The organism is Paenibacillus sp. FSL P2-0322, assembly GCF_037975315.1.
GTDB lineage: Bacteria > Bacillota > Bacilli > Paenibacillales > Paenibacillaceae > Paenibacillus > Paenibacillus polymyxa_B.
Map to the genome: position 1 here is coordinate 3,299,431 of NZ_CP150243.1, position 21,871 is coordinate 3,321,301.

At 44.6% G+C, this 21,871-nt stretch carries 22 protein-coding genes and 1 riboswitch; of the genes, 3 read left to right on the plus strand and 19 right to left on the minus strand.

Annotated features, from left to right (window positions below):
• The 3 genes from MKY24_RS14280 to pdhA form a co-directional block, all read right to left on the minus strand.
• A complete protein-coding gene (locus MKY24_RS14280) occupies positions 1–1,614 on the minus strand; it encodes a 2-oxo acid dehydrogenase subunit E2 (RefSeq protein WP_339200231.1) in 1,614 nt (537 codons plus the stop codon).
• A gap of 34 nt (positions 1,615–1,648) precedes the next feature.
• Positions 1,649–2,629, minus strand: a complete 981-nt coding sequence (locus tag MKY24_RS14285) for an alpha-ketoacid dehydrogenase subunit beta (RefSeq protein ID WP_013310510.1) — start codon at positions 2,627–2,629, stop codon at positions 1,649–1,651.
• A gap of 100 nt (positions 2,630–2,729) precedes the next feature.
• Complete coding sequence (pdhA, locus tag MKY24_RS14290) at positions 2,730–3,797, minus strand: pyruvate dehydrogenase (acetyl-transferring) E1 component subunit alpha (RefSeq protein ID WP_013310511.1); 1,068 nt, start codon at positions 3,795–3,797, stop codon at positions 2,730–2,732.
• A gap of 255 nt (positions 3,798–4,052) precedes the next feature.
• Here pdhA and MKY24_RS14295 point away from each other — a divergent pair, with 255 nt between their 5' ends.
• Entirely contained in the window at positions 4,053–4,787 is a 735-nt protein-coding gene (locus MKY24_RS14295; RefSeq protein WP_339200232.1) for an alpha/beta hydrolase-fold protein, read from the plus strand.
• 144 nt (positions 4,788–4,931) lie between these two features.
• Here the strand turns inward: MKY24_RS14295 and MKY24_RS14300 are convergent, their stop codons facing one another.
• The gene (locus MKY24_RS14300; RefSeq protein ID WP_023988973.1) at positions 4,932–5,396 is read right to left on the minus strand and encodes a low molecular weight protein-tyrosine-phosphatase; all 465 of its coding nucleotides are present in this window, start codon (positions 5,394–5,396) and stop codon (positions 4,932–4,934) included.
• 141 nt (positions 5,397–5,537) lie between these two features.
• Between MKY24_RS14300 and MKY24_RS14305 the strand changes: the two genes are divergently transcribed.
• Complete coding sequence (locus tag MKY24_RS14305) at positions 5,538–6,179, plus strand: thiamine diphosphokinase (protein ID WP_069080597.1); 642 nt, start codon at positions 5,538–5,540, stop codon at positions 6,177–6,179.
• 280 nt (positions 6,180–6,459) lie between these two features.
• Entirely contained in the window at positions 6,460–6,957 is a 498-nt protein-coding gene (locus MKY24_RS14310) for a C40 family peptidase (RefSeq protein ID WP_339200234.1), read from the plus strand.
• Between the two features lie 65 nt (positions 6,958–7,022).
• Here MKY24_RS14310 and MKY24_RS14315 read toward each other — a convergent pair whose 3' ends face one another.
• The 15 genes from MKY24_RS14315 to MKY24_RS14385 form a co-directional block, all read right to left on the minus strand.
• Entirely contained in the window at positions 7,023–7,715 is a 693-nt protein-coding gene (locus tag MKY24_RS14315; protein WP_339200235.1) for a response regulator transcription factor, read from the minus strand.
• Positions 7,716–7,853: 138 nt separating this feature from the next.
• Positions 7,854–8,915: a ThiF family adenylyltransferase gene (locus MKY24_RS14320; RefSeq protein WP_053325600.1), complete on the minus strand. Its 1,062-nt coding sequence runs from the start codon at positions 8,913–8,915 to the stop codon at positions 7,854–7,856.
• Positions 8,912–9,679 (minus strand): thiazole synthase, encoded by a 768-nt coding sequence (locus tag MKY24_RS14325; protein ID WP_076159169.1) that lies wholly within the window; start codon positions 9,677–9,679, stop codon positions 8,912–8,914. Before MKY24_RS14325 ends, MKY24_RS14320 begins: the two co-directional genes overlap by 4 nt.
• A gap of 2 nt (positions 9,680–9,681) precedes the next feature.
• Positions 9,682–9,885, minus strand: coding sequence for a sulfur carrier protein ThiS (gene thiS / locus MKY24_RS14330; RefSeq protein WP_013310519.1), 204 nt, complete (start codon positions 9,883–9,885; stop codon positions 9,682–9,684).
• Positions 9,882–11,030, minus strand: a complete 1,149-nt coding sequence (thiO, locus tag MKY24_RS14335) for a glycine oxidase ThiO (protein ID WP_339200236.1) — start codon at positions 11,028–11,030, stop codon at positions 9,882–9,884. The genes thiS and thiO overlap by 4 nt, the downstream gene beginning before the upstream one ends.
• 64 nt (positions 11,031–11,094) lie before the next feature.
• On the minus strand, positions 11,095–11,688 hold the full coding sequence (locus MKY24_RS14340; RefSeq protein WP_053325602.1) for a thiamine phosphate synthase: 594 nt from the start codon (positions 11,686–11,688) through the stop codon (positions 11,095–11,097).
• A gap of 264 nt (positions 11,689–11,952) precedes the next feature.
• Positions 11,953–12,061: riboswitch (TPP riboswitch) on the minus strand.
• 93 nt (positions 12,062–12,154) lie between these two features.
• Entirely contained in the window at positions 12,155–13,708 is a 1,554-nt protein-coding gene (locus MKY24_RS14345; protein ID WP_023988981.1) for an ABC-F family ATP-binding cassette domain-containing protein, read from the minus strand.
• Positions 13,709–13,891: 183 nt separating this feature from the next.
• Positions 13,892–14,881, minus strand: a complete 990-nt coding sequence (locus MKY24_RS14350) for a hypothetical protein (RefSeq protein WP_053325603.1) — start codon at positions 14,879–14,881, stop codon at positions 13,892–13,894.
• A complete protein-coding gene (locus MKY24_RS14355) occupies positions 14,868–15,422 on the minus strand; it encodes a hypothetical protein (protein ID WP_053325604.1) in 555 nt (184 codons plus the stop codon). The genes MKY24_RS14350 and MKY24_RS14355 overlap by 14 nt, the downstream gene beginning before the upstream one ends.
• 1 nt (position 15,423) lies before the next feature.
• Positions 15,424–15,819, minus strand: a complete 396-nt coding sequence (locus tag MKY24_RS14360) for a hypothetical protein (protein WP_053325605.1) — start codon at positions 15,817–15,819, stop codon at positions 15,424–15,426.
• Between the two features lie 40 nt (positions 15,820–15,859).
• Positions 15,860–16,339, minus strand: a complete 480-nt coding sequence (locus MKY24_RS14365; protein WP_023988985.1) for a hypothetical protein — start codon at positions 16,337–16,339, stop codon at positions 15,860–15,862.
• A 51-nt stretch (positions 16,340–16,390) separates the two neighbouring features.
• Positions 16,391–18,475: a hypothetical protein gene (locus MKY24_RS14370; protein WP_339200237.1), complete on the minus strand. Its 2,085-nt coding sequence runs from the start codon at positions 18,473–18,475 to the stop codon at positions 16,391–16,393.
• On the minus strand, positions 18,465–20,300 hold the full coding sequence (locus MKY24_RS14375) for an ATPase, T2SS/T4P/T4SS family (RefSeq protein WP_339200238.1): 1,836 nt from the start codon (positions 20,298–20,300) through the stop codon (positions 18,465–18,467). Before MKY24_RS14375 ends, MKY24_RS14370 begins: the two co-directional genes overlap by 11 nt.
• Positions 20,301–21,158: a hypothetical protein gene (locus MKY24_RS14380; RefSeq protein WP_023988988.1), complete on the minus strand. Its 858-nt coding sequence runs from the start codon at positions 21,156–21,158 to the stop codon at positions 20,301–20,303. It abuts the gene before it with no gap.
• Positions 21,155–21,868, minus strand: a complete 714-nt coding sequence (locus tag MKY24_RS14385; RefSeq protein WP_339200239.1) for a hypothetical protein — start codon at positions 21,866–21,868, stop codon at positions 21,155–21,157. The genes MKY24_RS14380 and MKY24_RS14385 overlap by 4 nt, the downstream gene beginning before the upstream one ends.
• Positions 21,869–21,871 lie beyond the last annotated feature (3 nt).

Genomic DNA, 21,871 nt, shown 5'->3' on the forward strand with positions numbered 1-21,871 from the left:
TTACACCTCCATAACAAGCAACTCAGGGTTAGCGAGCAGCTGTTTGATATAGTTCATGAAGTTTTGAGCAGTTGCACCGTCAATAATACGGTGGTCAAAGCTCAAGGAAAGAGCCATTACTGGAGCAGCTACAATTTCACCGTTTTTCACGACTGCTTTTTCACTGATGCGGCCAGTACCCAAAATCGCAACTTCAGGGAAGTTAATGATTGGAGTAAAGAACATACCGCCTGCGGAACCGATGTTAGTGATTGAGATTGTGCTCCCTCTCATCTCATTCGCAGCCAATTTTCCATCACGACCGCGCACAGCTAGATCACGAATGGAATCAGCAATCATCCAGATACTCTTACGATCAGCATCTTTGATAACAGGAACGATCAAGCCGTTGTCTGTATCTGTAGCGATACCGATGTTGTAGTATTTTTTGTAGACAATTTCGTTTGCTTCTTCGTCGATCGTGGCATTCAGAGCCGGGAATTGACGGGAAGCAGCAACCAAAGCTTTTACGATGAATGGCAGGTATGTTACTTTTGTGCCTTTCTTCTCAGCAATTGGTTTGATACGAGTACGGAAAGCAACCAGTTCAGTTACATCTACTTCATCCATAATCGTAACGTGCGGAGCCGTATAAGCCGATTTAACCATAGCATTGGAAATAGCTTTGCGGATACCTTTAAATGGTACGCGCTCTTCCTCAGCACGTGGATCTACTGCTGGTGCAGATGGTGCTGCAGCTTTCGCTTCTTTCTTAGCAGGCTCTTGTGCTTTTGCAGCTTCTTTCGCTACTGGTGCAGCCGCTTGACCTCCACCATTTTTGAAAGCTTCTACATCTTCTTTGGTGATTTTACCATTTTTGCCGGAGCCACTCACTTGAGCGATGTTTACACCTTGCTCACGAGCAAATTTGCGGACGCTAGGTGTAGCCAGTACGTCTTTGTTAGAAGCAGCAGGTGTTGCAGCTGGTTTTGTGTTAGCTCCGCCTTTTGCAGCATCCTCTTCTTGTTTCACAGCAGCTGGTGCATCTTCTTGTTCAGGAAGTTCGCCCTCTGCAGCGATTACAGCCACAACTTGACCTACATTAAAGATGTCACCGTCTTTGGCAAATACTTCTTGAACCGTACCATTGACTGGACACGGAACTTCAACTACTGCCTTATCGTTCTGTACTTCCATGATGATATCTTCATCTGTTACTTTGTCGCCGGGCTTGATGTGAATCTTGATGATTTCGCCTTCGTGAAGACCTTCACCCAGCTCTGGGAATTTATATTCAAATCTAGCTGTACCTGCAGCTCCGCCTTGTGCAGCAGCACTTGGTTCAGGGCTAGCAGCTGGTGCTTCTGGTGCATCTTCTTGTTCAGGAAGTTCACCTTCTGCATCAATTACAGCTACGACTTGACCTACGTTAAAGATGTCGCCGTCTTTGGCAAATACTTCTTGTACTGTACCATTAACCGGACAAGGAACTTCAACTACAGCCTTATCGTTTTGTACTTCCATGATGATATCTTCATCTGTTACTTTGTCGCCGGGCTTGATGTGAATCTTGATGATTTCGCCTTCGTGAAGACCTTCACCTAGCTCCGGGAATTTATATTCAAATTTAGCCACGTTTAAAACCTCCCAAATTTACGGTGTGCTTTAATTAAAATTCCAATACTTTATTAACCGCATCAATGATACGTGTTGGCGTTGGCAACCAAGTATCTTCAATTTGAGCAAAAGGATAAACGGTATCTGGACCTGCTACACGCAGAACGGGTGCTTCCAGATGCAGGATTGCTTTTTCGTTAATTTGTGCAATAACTTCAGCAGCTACACCGGAACTCTTTTGCGCTTCTTGAACAACGATGGCACGATTGGTTTTTTGAATAGAAGCAACAACGGTATCAATGTCAATCGGGCTAATGGTACGCAAATCAATGATTTCTACTTTGATACCTTTTGTTTTTTCCAGCTCATCAGCAGCTTTAATCGAAGTGTGTACCATCATACCGTAAGTAATGATCGTCACATCGGAACCTTCACGAACTACATTAGCTTTGCCCAGTTCAACTGTGTAATCATTCTCAGGAACTTCAGCGCGGAATGCATGATACAGGTTCAAATGCTCCATGAAAAATACTGGATCATTGTCGCGTATAGACGCGATCATAAGGCCTTTTGCATCGTAAGGGTTGGAAGGAACAACAACCTTGATACCAGGTGTTTGAGCCAGAAGACCTTCCAAGGAATCTGTATGCAGCTCGGCTGCCTTAACACCACCACCAAAAGGTGTACGGAATACGATTGGAGAATTGTAACGTCCACCGGAACGGTAACGCATACGGGATGCTTGAATTGCCATTTGATCGAGTGCTTCAAAGATAAAGCCTACGAACTGGATTTCAGCTACAGGGCGGAAGCCTTGAATACCCAGACCCACAGCAAGACCCCCGATTGCGGATTCCGCCAGCGGAGTATCGAATACACGTTCTTCGCCAAATTCTTTTTGCAGACCTTCCGTAGCGCGGAATACGCCACCTACATGACCTACGTCTTCACCGAAAAGCAGGACGTTAGGGTCGCGTTTCAACTCTACGCGCAGTGCGTCACGAATCGCTTCTTTCATGTTCATTTGTGCCATTTGCTTCATTTCCTCCTTAAACATTGACAGATCAATTTCAGTTCAGGTCAATCGAAAAGCAGACCGGATCGGGTTACCGCCCGGTCTCTTTTAAGTTCAATTATTTAAAATCAGCTTTTTGTTCTTCCAAGTGCTTAGGCGTTGTTTCGAACATGCTATCAATCAGGCCAGGAATTGTCATTTTCTCTGTTTTCTCGGCTTTTTTGATCTCTTCGTTCACTTTTGCCTTAGCTTCTTCTTTTACGCGAGCTGTATCTTCTTCAGTCCAAAGACCTTTTTTCTCAAGGTATTTCGCAAAGCGGGCAATCGGATCTTTCGCATTCCATTCGCCTTCTTCTTCTTTGGAACGATATTTTGTTGCATCATCAGAAAGGGAATGCGGACGGAAACGGTACGTTACGGCTTCAATCAATGTAGCACCTTCGCCATTACGTCCACGTTCTGCAGCTTCTTGAACGGCTTTAATAACTGCAAGCACGTCCATGCCGTCAATTTTCACGCCTTTAATACCAGCAGCTACTGCTTTATGAGCGATCGAAAGAGCAGCCGTTTGTTTTGAGAATGGAGTCGTGATCGCGTAACCATTGTTTTGCACAAAGAAAATAACTGGCAACTTGTATACACCAGCATAGTTCAGGCCTTCGTAGAAATCACCTTCGGAAGAACCGCCGTCACCTGTATATGTAATGGCGACTTGTTTTTGCTTTTTCAGTTTGTAACCCATCGCAATACCCATAGCATGCAAAATTTGCGCGCCAATGATGATTTGCGGCATCAGTACATTAACACCGTCCGGCACTTGGCCGCCGTGTTGATGACCACGGGAATACAAGAAAGCTTGGTATAATGGCAGGCCATGCCAAACGATTTGCGGAATATCGCGGTAGCCTGGAGCAATAAAGTCTTCTTTTTGGAGCGCATATTCGCTACCAATCATGGTTGCTTCTTGTCCGGATACCGGAGCGTAGAAACCGAGACGTCCTTGACGGCCTAAGTTAACGGCACGGTCATCCCAAGTACGTGTAAATACCATTCGATACATAATTTCTTTCAATTGATCATCTGTAAGTTTAGGCAACATATCTTTATTGATAATTTCACCATCCGGAGAAAGTACGGACAGCGCCTCAACTTCCTCTGTGTAAACTTCATAAGGAACCTTGCTCATTTTCTTCACCTCAACAAAAAAATTTGAATATCAAGTTCCGCTGTTATAGGATTATTATACACCTGTTATATCGCTCGCGTCAAAGATTTAGTTATTTTTTTTGAGTTTGCCACATTTTTGTGTGTGTAACAGGGTATGTTTTTTACTATAACAGCTTAGTACATGATTGAAATTTTAAACATCTATTGCAATCAGGGTAATCTTAACTTATTGTGATCCCGAATGCAAAATAATACCCAAGAAAGGTGACGAAAAATGACGGATTCTCGGTATTTAAAACGAACCATCCTTAAAGACGAAGTAGACAGCCGCTTTCTTGGCGAGACCAGAACTCTCCGGATTTATTTGCCGCCCGGCTATAATGAAATATTGAGCTACCCGGTCGTATACTGTCAGGACGGAGAAGAATTTTTCAATTTTGGCCGCATTGCAACTCACGCCAACCGCCTCATTCTAGATGAGGGCGTCGAACCCTTCATTATTGTAGGAGTGGAAGTGAACACCAAAATCAGAACTCAGGAGTATGCTCCCTTTGGCAATCGTTTTGAGGCGTATACCGCCTGCTTTGCAGAAGAAATTATTCCCTATGTAGAGCAAAAGTATCCTATAAGAAAAGATGCAGCGTCCCGCATTTTGGCGGGGGATTCACTGGGAGGCAGTGTGTCTCTGCATTTGGCTTTGATGTATCCTCAGCTGTTCAACCGCATTATCAGCCTCTCAGGTGCTTACTATAAAGCTTCGCAGGAAATCATAGCCCGTGAGAAAGATCTGTCTCATTTGCGGGTGTGGATGACAGTTGGCCTTCAGGAAGATGCATTTGAGAGTGATACTGGCATTTACAACTTTGTAGAGCTTAACCGTCAATGTGCAGATTTGCTGCGCGAACGGAACGCTGAAGTTTCTTACCGTGAAAAGGATGGCAAACATTTGTGGGGCTTTTGGCAAAACGAGTTGCCTGACGCGCTAATGTATTTTTTGGATCGCGCCTGAGTAAATATTCTTCCAGGTAACTAAGGGGAATGAGAGCATTGACCTAATAGGTCATAAAGCTCCTTCCTCTTTTTCATAATTTGGTTACGCTTTCAAAAGTGTATAACGAAAAACGGCAATTATTGCCGTCATCTTTCGTTCACATTATAGCTTTTCTTCTATGATCTTGTCCAGCAAGGCGTCGCACCCTGCGTCCATTAATCGATAGGTCTCTTCAAAATTCCCTGTAAAATACGGGTCGGGTACTTCTCTTAATTTTTCTTGAGGGAGCAAATCCATAAATTTTAGAATATCAGCCTCCGCCCCACCTGCAATCTTACGCATGTTTTGTTCATTGGAGTCATCCATGCACACAATATAATCAAACGCGTCAAAATCGCGGCCCGTTACTTGCCTCGCCTGTATGCCTTGTTCGCTGATTCCATGCAGCTTAAGTTGCTTTAGTGTTCCCTCATGCGGGGGATTTCCGATGTGCCAGTCGCCTGTCCCGGCCGAGTCTACCCCGATTTCTGCACCCAATCCCCGTTCCTGCGCTTTATGTCTCAGTATCGCCTCCCCCATCGGAGAGCGGCAAATATTGCCCAAACATACAAACAAAACGTTAATCATTTCGTTCTCCTTCCTATTACACTTCCTTTTTTCTGTTTCATTGTATCCGTGTCCTCCAAAATTGTGCAAGCCATATTTAACGCGGTATACTTAAAAACGATGGTATATATAGGATCGTATCAGAAAGAAAGGATGTTGATTATGACAAAAAAACGAGCGATTGTATTTTCAGGCGGTCGTCTTAATGAAGAAGATTTACATCAAATACAACCCGATGATTTTATTATAGGTGCAGATAAAGGTGCTCTTTTCCTGATCGAACACGGTATTACACCACATGTCTCTGTAGGAGATTTTGATTCGATCACACCAGAGGAAAAAGAAAAGGTAGAATTAGCAAGCCAACGTATGATTGCGTGTGATCCAGTACTTAAAGACTTAACAGATACTGAGCTTGCTTTGGAAATCGCTATGGACGAGCACGTAGATCATGTATTGTTGCTTGGTGTGACTGGCACCCGGATGGATCACACATTAGCTAATGTTCAAATATTGGTACGCGCAATGCAGCATCATATTAGCTGCGCTATTATGGACGCACATAATTATATTGAGCTCACCGGATCAACGCTTGAGATCCAGCCTATGGGCTATACATATACATCGCTGCTTCCTATGACTGCCGAAGTAACAGGTATACAACTGGAAGGATTTATGTATCCGCTACATAATGCCACCCTCAAAATGGGACAATCGCGTGCTGTCAGTAATAAGCTAACGGCTTCAAAAGGTACGATTTCCATCAAAAGCGGTCTACTACTCGTTATTCAAAGCAAGGATTAATTATGACATTGTTGTAACCATTGTTCAGATTGTTCTTTCACTCAAAACCCTTGATTAACAAGGGTTTTTCCGTTTATAGAGATCTATGAATCGATATATTTTTTACAAATTGTAATTTTTAATCGTTTTTTAATAAACGCTGTGTAAGTCTTGTCCCTCAAGCATTTGAGAGTTCTTTTCCAACTATTAGGCGGTTTCAAAACTGTTATACTCAACGCTGTCAGTTAGTTAGCAACTCAGCAAAATATTGCACAAATCAATTTCTGGAGGTACTTACAACATGAATATGCAGAAAATCATAAAAAAGGTAATTATAACAGGGGTCGCAGCCACTATCGGCTTTGGTACTTTTGCAATTGAGGGAACAAATACGGCACAAGCTGCCACTACTACTTCAGTAGGCCAAAAAGTAATTAACTACGGTGAAAAATATATGGGAACTCCTTATAAGTTTGGAGCTTCCACGAGCACTACACGTAATTTTGACTGTTCTTCTTTCATGAAGCACATATTCAAGAAATACGGAGTGGATTTGCCACGTACTTCTGTTCAACAGTCTAAAGTCGGACATGCCGTATCCAAGTCCAATTTGAAAAAAGGTGACTTAGTGTTCTTTTCAAGCGGTAGCCGTGCCACAGGACGCAACATTACCCACGTAGCAGTCTATATGGGCGGGGGTAAAATTTTACACACTTACGGCGGACCTGGCGTGACCATCTCCGATTTGAACTCCGGCAACTGGAAAAGAACATACATTAAAGCACGCCGCGTGCTGTAATATGAAACTCATTTTGAAATATGCGAGCCGGGACGAAAAGTTCCGGCTTTTTTATATGCCTTATGCTATTCTGATACTGTTGGTGTTCTGAGTGAATAGCCAATACCTCGTTCCGTACGGATCATTTTAAACTTATACCCTTTATCTACTTTAACCCTCAAATGTCTGATATAGACGTCTACCACGTTCGTATCAACGATATAATCATGTTTCCAAACATCCTTCAGAATTTGCTGCCTGCTACAAACTTGGTTAAGATGTATCGCCAGATGAAGCAAAAGATCAAATTCTTTCGGAGTTAATTCCAGTTTTTGTTTCCCTCTGCTCACCATTCTGCTTGCATTGTCTATATGTAAATCACCCGCTTCGATCGCCCTTTTCACATCACGTTCAATACCAAAAATCCGCAATAAATTAGCCACTCTTGCCTGAAAAACTCTTGGATAAAAGGGCAGAACGATCACATCATGTGCCCCTTGTTCAAAGCAGGAAACAATATGGTCCTCCTCATCTGATGAAGTCATTGCAAATAGCGGGACATGAGGATGGTTTTGCTGCAAAATGCGAATCAAGCCTTGTGTATCCGCCTGTTCATCTCCTATGTTCAGGAGTAGCAAATTCACCGGATTGTGGGCTGCATAAGAGCTTGCATCCGATGTATTGCTAACATGTACCACCTGATAACCTGCCTGCTCCAATGGAAGAACAATTACGGGAGACGCTTCATTTACATCCACAAGTAAAATTAACGGGCTCATCTTTTCACCCACCTGGTTTGGACATAGCATTACATTGGATACGAACAAGTTTGTTATAAGCCATTAAAGCATATTAATATTATTGTAACAAAAAAGCAGAAAATCATTCTCCAAAGAATGGCTTTCTGCTTTTATGGTTTAACCCAAATAGCGATGATACAGACTTCTTGCTTTTGCCACGTCCTTTGTCCCATGGATCAACGCTCTGCCATCTGCAAAAACAACTAAGCGATGCTCGCTTGTACTAAAGGAAACCAAAAACGGATTCTGCTCTACTTTTCCTTCTCCCAAAGAAGCAAATCTATCTGCTATTTCCGCAAGATTCAGATGTGTCGGGTTTGCTGGTCTAATTTGAACGGTATCCCTGCCGCACAAAACATCTGTTTTCTGCCGATGAGAGGCCGACAAGTAGGGATACGTCGGTTGGTTGCCGCAAGAAGGACAATTCTCCTTTTTAACGCTATCTACTGCTATCGTTACATACTCATTTTTCCACAAATCAAACGAAAGCAGCTTTCCTCTCAAATCTTCTGGATATCCACCCAGAAGTTTGAAAGCTTCCGTAGTTTGGTTAGCCGTGACCATCTGTACGGCCTGCGGAATAATCCCGGCGCTATCACAGGTTTCACCACCAAACGGCACAGTTCCCAGCAGACAGTGAAGACAAGGCGTTTGACCCGGTAAAATGGTGTAGGTTACACCATAGCTGCCCACACATCCCCCATAAATCCAAGGAATCCGATGCTTTAGTGCCATGTCATTCATAAGAAGTCGGGTATCGAAATTATCGGTTGCATCCATTACGAGATCTACCCCCTGGATCAACTCTTCCAGCTCTTCCACCCTAACATCCAGTACATGTGCATGTATAACCGTTTCCGAATTAATATCCTTTAATCTTCGCTGAGCAGCTACTGCTTTGGGACATCTTTGCGCAGCATCACTTTCCTGAAAAAGCTGTTGGCGCTGCAAATTGCTCCATTCCACATAGTCCCGGTCTACGAGGCTCACTGTACCTACGCCCCCGCGAACAAGTGTTTCCGCAATACCTGTGCCTAGCGCTCCAACACCTATGATTAATACGTGAGAGGAAGCAAGCCGACGTTGTCCTGTCGGTCCAAAGGGTGTGAATCTTTCTTGTCTGGAATAACGGTCACTTGGATGTGTTCCTCCTGCACCGGATTTGTCAGATACCTTCATGCCTGAATCATGCCTTCTGTCGGACTGCTCGCTGAAGCGTAACGTTTTACAGGAATCATCCCCGCCTCAAAACCATATCTTCCAGCACGAACAGCCAGTTTCATGGCCTCAGCCATTTTTACTGGGTTCTTCGCTCCTGATACGGCTGTGTTCAACAAAACAGCATCTGCCCCCAACTGCATAGCCATTGCCGCGTCACTGGGTGAGCGAATACCCGCATCGACAATAACCGGGACCTCCGCCTGTTCAATAATTAGCTCTAATGAAAACGGATTGAGCAAACCATGTCCTGTACCAATCGGTGAAGCTCCAGGCATAACGGCGTGTACTCCAAGCTCTTGTAGCCTCTTGGCTAGAATCACATCGTCCGATATGTAGGGTAGCACGATAAAGCCTTCTTCTAACAGCTTTTCACTAGCTTTCAACGTTTCAAAAGGGTCAGGCAGCAGTGTCTTGCTATCCCCAATGACTTCCACCTTAATCATATCGCACAAGCCGGAGGCTTTTGCCAATTGGGCAATACGAATGGCCTCCTCTGCTGTTGTAGCCCCTGCTGTGTTGGGAAGAAGTGTATATCGGCTCAAATCCAGCATATCGAGAAAATGCTGCTTATCCCGTTCCTCCAAGTTCAATCTCCGTACAGCAAACGTCAATATTTCCGTCTCAGCAGCCTCTACGGCTTGGGATTGGATATCCAGATCAGTGAATTTTCCTGTTCCCAACAACAACCTTGAGGTAAAAGATGCTTTTCCAATGGTTAACATGATCAACCGCCTCCCACAAAATGTACAATCTCTAGGCAATCTCCATCCTTCAGTACTGCTTCATCATGATCTTCACGGGTCAATATACGCCGATTCAGCTCTACCACTACAGTTTTCACCTTTACATCAAGCTCATGTAGCAATTGATCCACATGAGTGATTCGATTAGAAAAGGTCAGGCTCTGGCCGTTAATCGTCAGCTTCATAAGCTTTCCTCCTTGAGGAGCTCAGAAGAAAATCTACTTATCCCAAGTTCAGCTGCACCAGCCCCATTAAGCATAGCTGCCAGCGCACGCCCGGTAGCATCACTCAGCAGGACACCGTTGCGATAATGCCCGACGGCAGCATATACGCCCTCGACCCCAGGGACAGTGCCTATAAAAGGATGACCTGATGCGGCCTGCGGACGTAAGCCCGCCCAAGTGCGTATAAAAGAAGCTTCACGGACGCGCGGCAGCCAAGCAGAGGCACGTGCCAGCAACCCCTCCAAGCCTCCTACGGTCACCTCTTCGTCATATTGATGCGGAAGGCTCGTTGCCCCAATCCAAAGCTCGTTATTCTGTTTAGGCACGAGGTAAATATCATCAGCATAAATGGTGTATTCTAACGGGTGATCCTTCAAGGAGACCGCTACCGCTTCGCCCTTGACCGGATAAAGTGGATATTCAAATCCAACCTGCGCTAGCAATTTCATGCTATCCAAGCCTCCAGCAATAATGACCTGATCGCAGGAAAAAAAGCCACTATGTGTTCGAACACCGCAAACTCGACCATTCTGTATGACCAGTTGCTCTGCCTGTGTACCAGACCATACCGTTGCCCCCAGCACCGCAGCAGCACCTGCATAAGCACGGCAAAGCTGGACAGGAGCCACTTGTGTCTCCTTTGAACGATATATTGCCCCGATCGCTTGTTCATCCAAACCTGGAATTCGTCGGGCCAATTCCCTCGCATCCCACCAGATAGGACAATCATCCTCTCGCGTTTTAGCAGCTTTCCAGCGTTTTTGGCCTTCAGTTTCCGTACGGAAAGGGGTCACAAATCCTTCTGTACGGAATTCCACCGAAATACCCGACAAACGCTCCAGATCACAGACAAGCTCAGGGAATGCGTCTCGACTTATGCGAGCAAATCGTGCCAGCTCAGAGTCGGTGAACTCTTCACTTTCCGCTGCCAGCATTCCAACCGCTGCTCCTGAGGCTCCCTCACCCGGGATCAATCGTTCCAGCAAGATCGTACTTCTTCCCTCCTTGGCCACATGATAAGCAATGGAACTGCCGATGACACCTCCACCTATGACCAAGCATTCAGCGTGTCCTATCGCTCTTGCCTCTGTGTGTATCTTTGGCATTTGTTTCGTGTCTCCTCTCCATAAACCATTCTGCTTTCAGCTTGCCTCTACTCTCGTTTTCTCGCTACAGGCTGTGAACTACAAGATCTGCCATTCGCCTATATTCCATCGCAGCTGCAACGGGCGACTCAGCCTTCCATATACCAGACATCACCGCAATTCCGCTTGCTCCGGCCCTATAAAGCTCCGGGATATGGTGCGGTTGTATGCCGCCCAGCGCGATCACCGGAATGTTCGACAGCCTGCAAATATGTTCAAGCTGAGCTAAACCCCGCGGTACAATACCGGGCTTACAATGGGTCTCATATACGTGACCATAAAGTACATAGTCCGCTCCTGCCCGCTCGGCAGTCTGCGCCTCCTCCAAGGAATGCACAGATACTCCACAGCGTGTACCCTTTGGAAGCAGGCTTTTCACATCCGCTACAGGTAATCCATTAGCTGGTAGCTGGACGGCTCCAACCAAAGTAAGTAAAGCTACATCCACACGATCATTTACTACAATTTGTTGCAAAGAAACTCCCTGCTCCACCATGCTGCGAGTCAAAGAAAGCAATGCAGAGGCACCATTCTGTTTTAAACGCGCGTGTACATAATGAACATACGGACAAATCACAGCAGCCACTTGGGCTGCTTGTGCAAAAGTGCCCTTTTCCATCGAAATTGCGTGTAATTCGATTTTGTCTTCACCTCACATTGGACTAATGGATCTAAGCTTAGTCAGCCACGTCTACCAGCAGTAATGAAAGGGGATTGTATGTGAATCGTCTACGGAAGCTCGAACAACTTAAAGTGAACGAAACGCAAAAAAACCACTTCCCCAAGGAAGTGGTTTAACGAACGTCCAATAATCGAACGGACAATGATATCCGTATACGTGTATCGTCCCACGCACAAACAAAAATAAGATGGTGTTGCCTTGTTTGTACGGCGCTCACTTCCCTACGCTGGCATAACCCAGATCAGGTGCAAAGGGTCCGAAATCCATTTATTCCGTCTCAGCCGCATGGGCGGCTCCCCTAGTGTGACTATTTTATTGTATAAGCTAAAGATAGCTTAGCATATTTTCCTAATTCTGCAAACCCCACTTCGTGTGAAATATGCAGAATTGGATTTAGTTGATGTTAGTTAACTTTACTTGACCACTCTTCCACATTCCACGTTTTGGTTACCCAATCCTCGTAAAAGTCCGGTTCGTGAGATACAAGCAATACGGTCCCTTTGTATTCCTTCAAGGCACGTTTCAGCTCATCCTTAGCTTTAACATCCAAGTGGTTGGTAGGCTCATCGAACAGTACCCAGTTGCTTTCACGCATTAACAGTTTGCAAAGACGGACTTTAGCCTGTTCTCCACCACTGAGCGCAGATAGCGGACGCGTGATATGCTCATTCTTTAAACCGCAACGCGCCAAATGCGCTCGTACTTCATGCTGGTTCAAATGTGGGAATTCATTCCACACATCGTCAATCGGTGTAATTTTCTCCGCCTTTACTTCCTGCTCAAAATAAGCGGGCTGCAAAAAATCACCTTGATAGGTTTTTCCACTGATTGGCGGTATTTTTCCCAATATGGTTTTGAGCAATGTCGATTTACCGACACCGTTGTAGCCAACAATAGCAATCTTTTCGCCACGTTCAATCGTCATGGACATTTTAGGCAAAAGGGCATGCGTATAACCAATCTCAAAATCAATACCCTCAAATACCGTCTTTCCGCTTGCACGTGCTTCTTTGAATTGAAAGGTTGGCTTCGCAGCTTCTTCAGGCTTATCTATACGTTCGATCCGATCAAGTTGCTTTTCACGGCTCTTTGCTCGGCCAGATGTAGAGGCACGCGCTTTATTACGCTGAATAAAATCTTCCTGTTTCTTAATAAAGTCCTGTTGCTTCTCATAAGCATCAATATGCTGAGCTTTGTTCAGATCCGCCATTTCAAGAAACTTTTCATAGTTAGCTGAATAACGGGTCATCTTGGCAAATTCAAGATGGTAAATAACATTAACGACCTGGTTCATAAACTCAGTATCATGTGAAATAAGAATAAAAGCATAGGGATAATCCTTCAAATAGCGCGTAAGCCATTCAATATGCTCTACATCCAAATAGTTGGTAGGCTCATCCAGCAGCAGAACATTTGGCTTTTCCAACAGCAACTTAGCAAGAAGCACCTTTGTCCGTTGCCCACCGCTAAGTGCAGATACATCCCGATCCAGTCCTATGGCCGACAGACCTAGTCCATTCGCCATTTCTTCAACCTTCACATCAATGAGGTAAAAATCCCCCATATCCAGTTGCTCCTGAATTTCACCCATCTGTTCCAGCAGCACTTCCAACTCTTCAGGAGAAGCATCCCCCATTTTGTCAGTAATCTGCATCATTTCCTTTTCCAATTCCAACAAAGGAAGAAAAGCGTCTTTCAAAACATCACGTACCGTTTTGCCCGGTGTCAGCTTGGTATGCTGATCCAGATAGCCGTAACGTACACGTGGAGTCCATTCCACTTTACCCTCATCCTTAAGCAATTTTCCAGTCAGAATGTTCATGAGTGTCGATTTACCGACACCGTTAGCTCCTACCAAACCTACACGTTCCCCCGCAAGCAATCGAAAGGAAACATTTTTAAATAATGCGCGGTCCCCAAAGTTGTGAGATACATTTTCTACAGTCAATAAACTCATAAGCTGTTTTTGGCTCCTTATTGTCATCGGCGCTGCCGACTGTTCTTATTTCATATGCATTTCGTTTCTTTCAAAGCTTTATTGTAGCACATTCTGCAACCATATCGGAATATGGAAAACAGCGATTTTTAAGGTTTTTGATATGGATCTGCCTAAAAAAAGAAAAACCACCCATGAAGGTGATTATTTTAAGCCATTATAACATTTGTACTCAAAGTATCCCGCAGCTGCTGCAGATTTTTCATCCGCAAAACGTTCACTCGCTTTAAAGGGAGCTGGACATGAATCTCTATAAAAATATTTCATCCCAGTATCTGGTTCTATGCCGCCTATAATGTCTTGCTTTCTAACGACTCTCCCACCACCAAATCCATAGTTATTGTAATACCTGTCTCCGACCGGAATGCCTTGGATAAACGCGATCAGACCCACATCATCTACTGTGTTGTACCACTCCTCTTGCGGAATGAGCGGTAGCGTGAACGTATAAGTTATGCCGTTACGTGCAGCTTTTTCGTTATGGACATTAATAATTCGCGCCAGGTCCTCTTGGACGCTGCGAACGATGGTGGAACGACGTATTTGCTCAAAAGTTTCTGAATTATTCAGTAAAGATATAGGGGTCTGGTCCTGAAGTTCCTTTTGAAAGCCCTCCACCCACCTGTGATTCCGCGCATCATATGCGTGCACATAATTATCCAAGGTGAACCCCACACTGTTGCCTACTGAATCAACATAGGCATATGGCTTTTTTTCGCTCCATTTGGGACCTATGGCAGCTTGTCCATGCTCGTCGGTATAGGCTTCTGAAGTGAACGCATAATAACCGTCATAATCTAGAATTACAATGGCTGGTATGTAATCCAATAATGCACGTTGTGCTACTATATCCCCATCAATGCCTACATTAAGAAAAAGGGTGTGCAGGAACGTGTGCAGCGCTGCTTCTTTATCTACACGAAAAAACTTATCCGATCCGTATCCGGCCTCGCGTTCTTGACGTTCATTCTGTGAGAGCATAACCCCTGCATCCTGAACTGCGGTACGGAGAGCCGACGTATATTTCATTTCTAGCTGCTGCACTTCACGCTGATTCTGGACCCGTAAGTCACTAACTACACCAAAGGGCAAAAACAAAAGTATAAATATGACTGCAAAATCAGTAATCTTCATTCAGAACCATGCCCCCGTAAGAAGCTGTAACTGCCGGCTTTCCGCTATCTGCCCCACCGAGAAGCCATGATTTGTACAAGTCCGCAGGAGTCCGATTCGTATTATGTAGCCGGACCGTAAAATAATCCCCGGCCATCAAGGTATACCGACGTAGCTGATCTGATTTTGGCTGCTGATTGTCAGGAAACAGTACAGGTAAGATTTGCGGATTATAGTACCCATCATATACAGTTTCATAATTGCCCAGAAAACTGTCTGGCTTCGCGGCATCTGCATAGTCCGGTACATACTTTTTGTGCATATGCTCCAAGTCAACTTCGTAGATATTGCCTGTCAATTCCAGATCACGCATAAAATCGTTATACATCGTCGGTGTAATGTAACCTTTGGTTCTTACCATATCAACAAAACGTACAGTTGAATGATATGTATTTAACCCGGATATATCATCCTGCCGTTCAGCAGCTTGAGCTGCGGGTACGATGTACAAAAGCAATACAGCGAGCAGTGCCCCCAACAGCTTGGATATTGTTTGAACCACTTCATTCCTCCTCCAATTTCTCAAAACGTACAGATGTTATGTCCCCATTCCCATTACGCTGTGGGTATATGGAATATAAAGAAGAAGCATCCAAGGTCGATACATCAGGCTCAAACGGTTCAGAATACGCATCGTACTCTGTTCCGTCGACATGAATCGAAATCCCCTCCTGTAAGTTCATGCGAATTGCCTGCATTACCTGAGTTCCTTTTATCCGTTCCGGCAACCCCACCCCAGCAGTACGGGCTATTCGCCCTTCAGAATGCTCCTCCTGCTGTGATCTTAATTCCAGTGCACCATCCAGCTGGCTGGACAAGTCTGCTGCCGTTACACATGCGGTTATGAACAGAATAACTGACACACCAAGCCGCAGCATGCTTGAAGCGTGATCAGACATACTCTCATCCCCCCTATGATTATTATCTTTACTGTAGTGCTTAGGACTGGGTAAACAACAATCCACGGACAACGTTCGATTTGTCCTTGACGATTTCAGCCTTGAATTTGCCACTTGGATTTACGTATTCATTCTCTTTCTCATTAAGCGTATTCGTGATTTTCCCAGTCTTATCACTGCCGCCATTCACGGCGCCATACTGTTCACTGTCTGGGCTAATGTTCAGAGCATTACCGTACCACTGGCCTGCCATATTTTTGCCGGTTTTAATCTGAATGCCGAATTGGTCCTTCCCCTGAAACTTCCGCAGCGCATTGGTCACCTGGGAACCGCTAATGGTTGTGCCATCATATACCGTAAAAGAGGCTTGCGACAATTCGGTCTGGATATCAGCAAAATTGTTTTGTGCCGTTTTAGTCGCCTCCTGGGCTGAAATAAACAGTATAACTACAATCGTAATTAGAGCGATGGTCAAAAATATCCCAGCGGCTACCTTTAAAGCTGTTGATGCGTTATTCATTGTTTTTCTCTCCTCAGCTTGTTATTTTGTATTAGTCATAATAGAACTTTTTTACTGAATTTTTTGTATTTGCTCATAATAGTTATCCATTTGAACAAAGCTCATACCGATCAACGGAATCACCAAATATAAAAAGATAAGACCATACATCGGGGCAAAACCAATCATCCTTCCCCAGATAGCCTTGCTGTCTATTATTTTTTCATACTCCTGTTTTCTTTGTTCGAAATAGTAGGACATATGGGATTCCAAATCATCGAAGGCCTCTCGAATCGTAATTTTACCCAAAGACAAATGGAGCTTGTCCACTAGACGTTGAAATTCCGGCAAAGGTGCCTCTTCTTTTAGCAAGTCGAGAGCTGCCTCTGGCCCGTGTTCATAATGAAGCAAACATTTTTGCAGAGGTCTTTTGAATATAACTGAAAATCTGTTCAGCCACTCCAATATTTCCTCGACAGACATTCGTTCCATAACCCGTAAAATGGAAATAACCGTTTGAAATTGATACACCTCATGCCTCATATCCAACCGACGCATTTTTCGTTGCAAATATAATAAAAGCATAGGCATTTGATAGGCTACATACCCAACAATCAAACTAATCAGTACTTCCCACCACTTGATGTATTCATCATTCCAATCTTTCAGCTTTTGGAGGATACGCCGAGTATTTGTGGATAGCTGTTCAGGAGTAGCAGTTCCATTAGCATTATGCTCTAAAACAACGTACGTTTGTTCGTATGTGCTGTTCGCCCTCATGTTCAGCGAATGCATGATTTTGCGATCAATCTCACTCTGCTTCGAAGCTTCTTTTTGCTCCACCGGACTTAAACGTCCAAACATTTGACCTGATTGTACTGGGGCGTGAAGGATATGCGTTTTCTCAGCTTCATGTAAAAAAAATATCGTACTGATGCTGAGCACCAATCCCACGATAAAAAGAGCCATTCTGCGTATGTAGAGCCACTCCAGCTTAACCTCCGCACCACTTTCCTTTAATAGACGGGTTATTTGGAAATAAGAAGACATATGCTGACGCGGAATTAAAGAATCCACCACATTACGAATGATGGGAAAACGGTATAGCTTCTGCTCCCAAACCCTCCGGCCTCTACCCGCACGATATCCTGTCTCATCGGTCTGTTGCAGTTTCTGTAACAGGAAATAAGATACGATTATCACAATATAAACGGACAATTTCGTGATATAACCCAATTTTCCCTGATAAAACTCATCCATGGATGGAAAGCTGGATCTCGCCCATGTCTCGATTGGGGTCGTAAAGAAAACAGGTGCCAGTGCGATCACGTTTAGACTTTTTAACAGATAGTCCAGTTTATTTCTTCGCAGCAGCTCCAACTGGATTTCGCGTGCGAGACTGCCGAGCCCCTTCAAATAAATGGAGCCACCCTCCTCAACCCGGTCACCAAACTCCATTACCATATATGAGATACCGGCAAAAGCTTTTAAAAATCGATTAGGAGCCGACTCATAGTATCTTTCCAATGCTTCGTGCGGATCAACATCTGTTAGCGCCTCATGGATGAGTCGTGCGTGTCTCCCAGCCTCTGCCTCCGCCAAATCGGCCGCTTCGGATATGGCTTCCTCCACCATACCGTGCTGATGGTAATAATGACGTACATTGGCGAATAATTCGATCATCTGTGCAAGTAGCCTTTTCTCCATCCGGCTAATGGCCATATCCAAAATAAGACTGTTGATTACCACTCCGCATAAAACAGCCAATATAGCAAACTCTATTCCTGGCTTCATCATGAACAGCACAACGCTACTGCAAGCAAAAGCCCCCCAGATGAACAGTGTCATCTTCATGGTCTGTAGGCGAAGCTTGTACTCATCGTAGGCATGCTGACCAGCTAGTCGCTTACGTACACTTGTGATGTATCCAGATAAGAAAGGGACCTTCATACACAGCGTGCACAACTTATGCAGTAAAGCTTGCAGCTCACGTTGAAGTACCGCTTTTCCTTTGCGCCCTTCCTGAACAGAATGAATTCGTCCTCTGCGAACTGTATGACTACCGCGCTTACGCAACCCCCACAAAACTATATATAGAAGCGCAAAGCTCCCACCTGATATTAGTAAAATCCATAATAAAATTTCTTTAAGACTCATAGTCTTCCTCCCAATAGCGGGTCAAAAAACTGCGGAAATCTCTGGCATCCTTTACATTCATCTGCTCACACATTTCTTTTGCACTTTTGGCAGTTAGGGGCTCCATCGGTATATAGCTTCCGTTCCGATATTCCATAACGTGGCGATAACTATAGCTCGATGAAGCATTGGAACCTGCATCCGTATGATCCGGGTCACGCGGCACGCATTCTGTGATCCGTTCGATGTAGCGTCGCCCTTCCGCATCACGTTTGAGATGCACATCAAAGTTAATGACATGAACTACCTGTTCCTCAGCGATGCCTTCATGCTGAAATACTCCTGTTTTGAGCAATGAATTACGAAGTGAAAACACGAGATCACGAAATGTTTTGGCATGATGAGTAAAAATGGTGAACAGACTGGCAACCTGCGACATTTGAATCATCCAAGCAGCTACTTCATCACTTGCTACTTCGCCTAGTATATTGACGGTTCCATCTGTTTTTTTCTGCAAGTCAAGCCCTTGTTGTCCTGAAATATGGTCCGTTTCTCGAAAGGTAAGAATGTTACGGCGACTGTAAATGCTGCGTAGATGCAGTTCAAAGGCCATTTCTTGAACACGAAGCGTATACGAAGCATAAATATGCTTGACCATCGCCATTAACAACGTCGTCTTACCTGAACCCTGCGCGCCTGTAATAGCAGTAATCCGGCTGCCTTTCATTAAATAAGAAAGTAACTGGATTGGAAAATCAGCATTCTGTCCCTTAATTAACTGTTTCAGCGATGCGCTTTGAATATCGAATTTACGGACAAAGAAAGCCCACGATTCTGAGAAAGGAGGGCGCACCACCACTACCCGTGACCCATCCTTCATTTCGTTGACCTTATAACCATTCGCTTCGGAAAGCTGTCCCGGGTAATTGTATTTATAAATATTTTGGCACACCCTTTTAAGTTCACGCTCAGATCCGAAGGAAAGGAACGAAAGATGGATAGTTTTACCTTTATAAAAGATCCATACGCTCTCATAACCATTGGCAGTAGGCGCAGATGTTTGTTCAAATACATACCTATCCGAAGGCCAGTCTGATGATGCAGGAATCCCACCTTCCGGCATACCACTGACGCCCCCACTTACACCGTCGATCCGCTGGTCACGAATATCATCAATGACGGAAAAGCCTTTGTAATGCTGATAAATCCGCTGGACAATAATATCCACTTTCTCCAAAAAGGAAAGAGGGCGGTACTCACAGTCATAGATATAACGAATATCCTCTGCGGTAACGAGATAACTTCCATCTTCTTCACCTTGCTGTGAATACCTCATTTCGGCCAAGTCATAAGTATCCAGTAAACGTGATAGTGCATCAGCGCCAAACTTCTGCTGGTATTGGTAAAATATAATTTCGAATTGATCCTGTATGCTAAACAACTCAGGTCGGGAGAATGGCATAACAATATCGACAATTTTCTCGTTTAAGCCGTAACCGTTAATCAGAAGCTCAGCCATCAGATTTTTAACAAAACGTTTATCACCCATGCTGCCATTGGCACAGTCCTTTAACGCCCTGCGTAGTTCCGCCCTTTGATGGATACGCCGTCTATATTCCTCTTCATGCAATCCGGCATCCGCCATCTGGCTATGACTTAGTTCATGAAGTGCATTTTTGATATACTCTATTAATGTTTCGAATGTGGCATCTTCGTTCTTTTTTTCTACCCGAAGGGTTGAATGTCGCGAGTGAAGATTCCCTCGGTATTTAACAATAATCAGTACGATGCACATCAGTACTATACAGGTAAGAATCAATCCGTTGATCATTTGAGCGGACAGCATTTAAGCGCCCCTCTCCAAAGCCTTGAGCCGAAGATCGGACTCTGCCGCCTCCAGAATAGCTTTGCTGATATGCCGTATACTCTGCGCCCATCTCACGGGCATAAAAAGCTTGCGGTGCTGCTCTTTTCCACTTCGCACCTCACGCTGCACATGGCCGATCACATCCCTGCGGTTCCATGCGTCCATAAATCCGGTGCTATAAGGGACTGTATACAAAGCACCTTTGTAGCCATATCTCCTGCGAATATTCGTTTCATTCACTTGAGAATGCACATCATATTTCCCAAGTACAATCAATAAGGGTAACGATGAATAGGTAGATAACGGAGACACAGATTCAAAATAAGCGTCTAACTCTCGCATATTCTGAGTGAGTGAAAGAACGGCCAGTTTAGCTCGTGCACATGCTTCATGCTGTACAGCCCCCCACCCTGCTCCACTTCCTGCATCAATCAGCGTTAAATCATAATATTGATTCGCTGTATCTATTACTGCCCGTACAAGCCCTGGAGATAGTAACGGCGGTGCAGCTCCAAAGCTGGAGGTTCCCTCAAGTACATCCAAAGTATGTTCGAGTACAGGCGTCGTATAATTACGAATATTTTCTTTAGACAGTGTCCCTCGCAGAACTAAACGTGCGGCAGCATCCCAGCCCCCTTCCTGAAGCTGTAGGGTTGGATCGTCCATACCATACTCTTGTATAGGTAATCCTGATTCAATACCGGTATATTTACGACCCAAATGAGTCAATAATAGTCTTCCCCGATATAGATTGCCTATGGTAATTGCTATTGCTGCCGCCAAAGAGCTACTTCCACTAGCCCCCTTAATGGGGCTCCAAAACAAAATGGTACTCATGCTCTACTCCTTTCCGCACGCTTTAGCGCACGACGACTCACTTTTAATTCCCAACTCATCCATTCCCCAATACAACGGCATAATTGTTTCTTATACGTTCTGGATAGCGGTTTTAGTAGTAGCTGTTTTTTATGCTCATTTTCCAGTTTCAGAGCAAGTAGCCCCTCATCCCATGGCAGTACATATGGCTCTTGCTGCCAAGAAGCTGGGAAATGGTTCATGTATTCCCACAGGTACGGCTCCTCCACACCACAATCCACAGCCTGTAAAAAAAGCTTGTGAAATACAAGATCTTTAGGAAATTCAGGTTGACTGAATAAATGCTCAAGCCAATTCTGTCCGTTATGCATTAGCATGCGGCTATAATCACTGACCCAAACTCGCAGTTCTGCCCTTTTCCAAACAGAAATTGGGCAAAAATCAGGTAACTCTACATCCAAAATAACAATGTCATAAGCCTGCTCTGCCTTCTGATCAGCCGTCATACCTATATGCAGGTCTTCCCATGCTGTAAATCCAATTGCTACATCAAAACCACTAAACTGCGTAATGGGAAGTGGTTTGTCAAGCATCCCTATGCTATACCGATACCGTCCCCGCAACGTAGCATCTACAAGCAGTACCTGTTGGCCGGAAGCTGCTAATATGCTGCTGATGTATAACAAGGTATCGCTTTTGTCACAAAGCCCGGCAAATATCCATGTTTTCATACT

Excerpts from the sequence above, each read along its gene's own strand:
- MKY24_RS14285 (WP_013310510.1), bottom strand. The coding sequence starts at position 2,629 with ATGGCACAAATGAACATGAAAGAAGCGATTCGTGACGCACTGCGCGTA.
- pdhA (WP_013310511.1), bottom strand. The coding sequence starts at position 3,797 with ATGAGCAAGGTTCCTTATGAAGTTTACACAGAGGAAGTTGAGGCGCTG.
- MKY24_RS14295 (WP_339200232.1), top strand. The coding sequence starts at position 4,053 with ATGACGGATTCTCGGTATTTAAAACGAACCATCCTTAAAGACGAAGTA.
- MKY24_RS14300 (WP_023988973.1), bottom strand. The coding sequence starts at position 5,396 with ATGATTAACGTTTTGTTTGTATGTTTGGGCAATATTTGCCGCTCTCCG.
- MKY24_RS14305 (WP_069080597.1), top strand. The coding sequence starts at position 5,538 with ATGACAAAAAAACGAGCGATTGTATTTTCAGGCGGTCGTCTTAATGAA.
- MKY24_RS14310 (WP_339200234.1), top strand. The coding sequence starts at position 6,460 with ATGAATATGCAGAAAATCATAAAAAAGGTAATTATAACAGGGGTCGCA.
- MKY24_RS14315 (WP_339200235.1), bottom strand. The coding sequence starts at position 7,715 with ATGAGCCCGTTAATTTTACTTGTGGATGTAAATGAAGCGTCTCCCGTA.
- MKY24_RS14320 (WP_053325600.1), bottom strand. The coding sequence starts at position 8,915 with ATGAAGGTATCTGACAAATCCGGTGCAGGAGGAACACATCCAAGTGAC.
- MKY24_RS14325 (WP_076159169.1), bottom strand. The coding sequence starts at position 9,679 with ATGTTAACCATTGGAAAAGCATCTTTTACCTCAAGGTTGTTGTTGGGA.
- thiS (WP_013310519.1), bottom strand. The coding sequence starts at position 9,885 with ATGAAGCTGACGATTAACGGCCAGAGCCTGACCTTTTCTAATCGAATC.
- thiO (WP_339200236.1), bottom strand. The coding sequence starts at position 11,030 with ATGCCAAAGATACACACAGAGGCAAGAGCGATAGGACACGCTGAATGC.
- MKY24_RS14340 (WP_053325602.1), bottom strand. The coding sequence starts at position 11,688 with ATGGAAAAGGGCACTTTTGCACAAGCAGCCCAAGTGGCTGCTGTGATT.
- MKY24_RS14345 (WP_023988981.1), bottom strand. The coding sequence starts at position 13,708 with ATGAGTTTATTGACTGTAGAAAATGTATCTCACAACTTTGGGGACCGC.
- MKY24_RS14350 (WP_053325603.1), bottom strand. The coding sequence starts at position 14,881 with ATGAAGATTACTGATTTTGCAGTCATATTTATACTTTTGTTTTTGCCC.
- MKY24_RS14360 (WP_053325605.1), bottom strand. The coding sequence starts at position 15,819 with ATGTCTGATCACGCTTCAAGCATGCTGCGGCTTGGTGTGTCAGTTATT.
- MKY24_RS14365 (WP_023988985.1), bottom strand. The coding sequence starts at position 16,339 with ATGAATAACGCATCAACAGCTTTAAAGGTAGCCGCTGGGATATTTTTG.
- MKY24_RS14370 (WP_339200237.1), bottom strand. The coding sequence starts at position 18,475 with ATGAGTCTTAAAGAAATTTTATTATGGATTTTACTAATATCAGGTGGG.
- MKY24_RS14375 (WP_339200238.1), bottom strand. The coding sequence starts at position 20,300 with ATGCTGTCCGCTCAAATGATCAACGGATTGATTCTTACCTGTATAGTA.
- MKY24_RS14380 (WP_023988988.1), bottom strand. The coding sequence starts at position 21,158 with ATGAGTACCATTTTGTTTTGGAGCCCCATTAAGGGGGCTAGTGGAAGT.
- MKY24_RS14385 (WP_339200239.1), bottom strand. The coding sequence starts at position 21,868 with ATGAAAACATGGATATTTGCCGGGCTTTGTGACAAAAGCGATACCTTG.